Below are 3,156 nucleotides of genomic sequence, written 5' to 3'. Positions count from 1 at the left end.
AATTATAGTGACGCCACAGCAACAAATATAACCTTTGTGGAGCACTATCATGCTGAAACCAGAAATGATTGAAAAACTTAATGAGCAGATGAACCTGGAACTGTACTCTTCACTGCTTTATCAGCAAATGAGCGCCTGGTGCAGCTATCATACCTTCGAAGGTGCTGCCGCGTTCCTGCGCCGTCACGCCCAGGAAGAGATGACGCATATGCAGCGTCTGTTTGATTACCTGACTGATACCGGCAATTTACCGCGTATTAATACCGTTGAATCTCCGTTTGCTGAATATTCCTCACTTGATGAATTATTCCAGGAAACCTATAAACACGAACAATTAATCACCCAGAAAATTAACGAACTGGCTCATGCTGCAATGACCAATCAGGACTACCCAACATTTAATTTCCTGCAATGGTATGTTTCTGAGCAGCATGAAGAAGAGAAACTGTTCAAATCGATTATTGATAAATTAAGCCTGGCAGGCAAAAGCGGCGAAGGTCTGTATTTTATCGACAAAGAACTCTCTACCCTCGACACACAAAACTAATGCTCTCCGGCGGCAGGTTTACTGCCGCCGTTTCAAATCAGTGACGGCAAATCTTACTCTGATCGGTCGAAAAACCGTCTTTCGAAGGTATAAATTTGCCTTTTGCTGCCAGAAACGCTACCAGCTCTCCCGCTGTCATCCCTTCTGCCGAGCAGGTGTGAAAACGTGCCTGTTCACCAAAACGCGCTTTAATCGCAGCTTCCAGACTGGCATGCGTATATTGCTCGCCTGATTCAATCATCATATTTAACACTTCATGACCGTGAATAGAGTCCATCGTCCCTCCTCAAAAAAAGCCTAGCGTAGCGATTGCCGCTTATGAAGACTTTGCGCCAGCGCAGGACTGAATGCTTTTTATTGTACATTTATATTTACACCATATGTAACGTCGGTTTGACGAAGCAGCCGTTATGCCTTAACCTGCGCCGCAGATATCACTCATAAAGATCGTCAGGACAGAAGAAAGCGTGAAAAACAGAACCCTGGGAAGTGTTTTTATCGTGGCGGGAACCACAATTGGCGCAGGCATGCTGGCAATGCCGCTGGCTGCGGCCGGTGTTGGTTTTAGCGTTACGTTAATCTTGTTGATTGGGCTTTGGGCGTTGATGTGCTACACGGCGCTATTACTGCTGGAGGTGTACCAGCATGTTCCGGCAGATACCGGTCTGGGCACGCTGGCAAAACGCTATCTGGGACGCTACGGTCAATGGCTGACGGGCTTCAGTATGATGTTCTTAATGTATGCTCTGACTGCGGCATACATCAGCGGTGCCGGTGAATTGTTGGCCTCCAGCATCAGCGACTGGACAGGTATTTCTATGTCGGCAACCGCTGGCGTGCTGTTGTTCACTTTTGTTGCCGGTGGCGTGGTTTGTGTCGGAACTTCACTGGTCGATTTATTTAACCGTTTTCTGTTCAGCGCCAAGATTATTTTTCTGGTGGTAATGCTGGTACTACTGCTGCCGCATATTCACAAAGTGAATCTTTTAACCCTGCCGTTGCAACAGGGGCTGGCTCTGTCTGCAATCCCGGTGATTTTTACGTCGTTTGGTTTTCACGGTAGCGTGCCGAGTATTGTCAGCTATATGGATGGCAACATTCGTAAGCTACGCTGGGTGTTTATAATCGGTAGTGCGATCCCCCTGGTGGCATATATTTTCTGGCAGGTGGCGACGCTTGGCAGCATTGATTCAACAACCTTTATGGGATTGCTGGCTAATCATGCTGGATTAAACGGGCTGTTACAGGCGTTACGCGAAATGGTGGCCTCTCCGCATGTTGAGCTGGCAGTGCATTTATTTGCTGATTTAGCCCTCGCCACGTCATTTCTCGGCGTTGCGTTAGGCTTATTTGATTATCTGGCTGATTTATTTCAGCGTTCAAATACCGTTGGTGGGCGGTTGCAAACTGGTGCAATTACGTTTCTGCCGCCGTTGGCGTTTGCACTGTTTTATCCACGAGGATTTGTGATGGCGCTGGGTTACGCCGGTGTGGCGCTGGCGGTACTGGCATTGATTATCCCTTCGCTGTTGACCTGGCAAAGCAGAAAGCACAATCCTCAGGCGGGTTACCGGGTCAAAGGTGGTCGTCCGGCGCTGGTGGTGGTGTTTCTCTGTGGTATTGCTGTGATTGGCGTGCAATTTTTGATTGCGGCAGGGTTGTTACCAGAAGTGGGGTGATCAGATAGCCTCAAATTCCTTATTGGGTGCCAGAATTAACGCTGACACCCAATTTGGCCTCTTAATGCAGGCAGCACTGCTTAAATTTCTTACCACTACCGCACGGGCAAGGATCGTTACGCCCCGGTTTCTCTTCTGCTTTGATCGGTTGCTGAACAGCTTTTTCCTGCGGATGCGCCATCCAGTACGCATGTAGATCAAGCGCCGCCAGTCGAATGGCATCTACGCTCTCTTCAAACGCTTCTGGCGACATCTTTTCTACCCGCTCGAAGTTTTCCTCAGTACCGTGCAGCGCAATCGCCTCCAGCGCTGGTTTTAACGAATCGGGCAACGTTGACCAGTCAGAAAGTGCCACGCCCCGCATATAGCCAAAGCACCACTCCTCAACAATCGTCAGCTCGCTGCCATCAACTTCTCGCAAGCCGAATAACGGCTCAAACTGCTCCGGGAATTCGTTCAGACGCTCTGCGGTATCGGCCATATGTTGAAAAGCCAGATTCATAAAGCGCGTCATCTCTTTCTCTGACGCCCAGCGCGGCACATAGTCAGCCCCACCCCACACGGCAACCAGCCACTGTTCCGGTTCAATCTCTTGCGGAGAACTCAACACCGCCGTCAATAAACCGTCCAGCTCCGCCACATCAAGGATGGCGTGGTCAGTGTTGTATTTGGTCAGAATATCGTCCAGCCATTCCAACTCACTTTCGTTTAACGGTCCCGTTTTCATACGCTTTTCCTTGTGGATCTCAACTCGCCAGCACCTATCTTACATGCCGGTCCGTATCAGAGATACTTTTTGAGTGGCTTTGCCGGTGATTAAAAATTAAGGAGGGTGTAACGACAAGTTGCAGGCACAAAAAAACCACCCGAAGGTGGTTTCACGACACTGCTTATTGCTTTGATTTTATTCTTATCTTTCCCATGGTACCC

The 3,156-nt window shown here is 49.0% G+C and carries 4 protein-coding genes; 2 read left to right on the top strand and 2 right to left on the bottom strand.

Annotation, left to right across the window (positions count from 1 at the left end; translation table 11 throughout):
- The first annotated feature begins 49 nt into the window (after positions 1-49).
- Entirely contained in the window at positions 50-547 is a 498-nt protein-coding gene (gene ftnA, locus QZF50_RS23150) for a non-heme ferritin (protein WP_000917208.1), read from the top strand.
- A gap of 37 nt (positions 548-584) precedes the next feature.
- On the opposite strand, the gene QZF50_RS23145 is transcribed toward ftnA, so the two are convergent.
- Positions 585-824, bottom strand: coding sequence for a YecH family metal-binding protein (locus QZF50_RS23145; RefSeq protein WP_000377225.1), 240 nt, complete (start codon positions 822-824; stop codon positions 585-587).
- 190 nt (positions 825-1,014) lie between these two features.
- Between QZF50_RS23145 and tyrP the strand changes: the two genes are divergently transcribed.
- Complete coding sequence (gene tyrP, locus QZF50_RS23140) at positions 1,015-2,226, top strand: tyrosine transporter TyrP (RefSeq protein WP_000797560.1); 1,212 nt, start codon at positions 1,015-1,017, stop codon at positions 2,224-2,226.
- A gap of 61 nt (positions 2,227-2,287) precedes the next feature.
- Here tyrP and yecA read toward each other — a convergent pair whose 3' ends face one another.
- On the bottom strand, positions 2,288-2,953 hold the full coding sequence (gene yecA, locus QZF50_RS23135) for a UPF0149 family protein YecA (protein ID WP_000847902.1): 666 nt from the start codon (positions 2,951-2,953) through the stop codon (positions 2,288-2,290).
- Positions 2,954-3,156: the final 203 nt, after the last annotated feature.

The sequence above is a fragment of the uncultured Escherichia sp. genome (assembly GCF_948475835.1).
Lineage (GTDB): Bacteria > Pseudomonadota > Gammaproteobacteria > Enterobacterales > Enterobacteriaceae > ECMA0423.
Note: the sequence above shows the minus strand (reverse complement) of the source record. Positions and strands in the feature narration are given on the sequence as shown.